The 571-nt window shown below is 36.8% G+C and carries 1 pseudogene; it reads left to right on the forward strand.

Annotated features, from left to right (window positions below):
* Positions 1 to 157, forward strand: a pseudogene (locus DNK85_RS08260) (IS4-like element ISLpn9 family transposase); the annotation flags it as partial.
* Positions 158 to 571: the final 414 nt, after the last annotated feature.

The following is a 571-nucleotide window of genomic DNA, read 5'->3' on the forward strand; positions in this document are numbered from 1 at the left end:
GGGTATGCGTTGGGAAATTGAAAATCTTTTTCAAGCACTTAAAGGCAGAGGGTTTAATTTTGAAGATACGCATTTGAAAGACTCAAATAAAATTTCCAAACTAATGGCGTTGCTTACCGTTGGCGTAGTCTGGGCACATAAGGTCGGCGAATACAAAGATGCCAAGTTAAAGCCAATCAAACGTAAAAAACATGGTCGGTTACAGTCTAGCTATTTCCGGTATGGCTTGGATATGATTGCTAATGCTTATCAAAGAGCAGCTTTTAGCATAAGAGATTTTAAGCTCTGCCTTAAGATTTTAAATCGACCATTACAGGAGCTACTCAAATGAAAAAATCATCGTGTACAGAGATGCAAAGTTTAGCACAGTCATTTCCCATTCTCCTTTGCAAGAGCATTCCTAATTGAGTCTATCAATAGTCATTTGACTTTGTTTTGTACCGAAGTGGGAATGTTACCAAGTCCTATACTCAAAATAAAATTTGACATCCCATACTGAAAAGAGCAGTATTCCAGCATGTATTAATAAATAAATATGGTGCTTTATACATGAAGAACGTTACCCTCTTAC

This window comes from Cysteiniphilum halobium, from assembly GCF_003574425.1.
Lineage (GTDB): Bacteria > Pseudomonadota > Gammaproteobacteria > Francisellales > Francisellaceae > Caedibacter > Caedibacter halobius.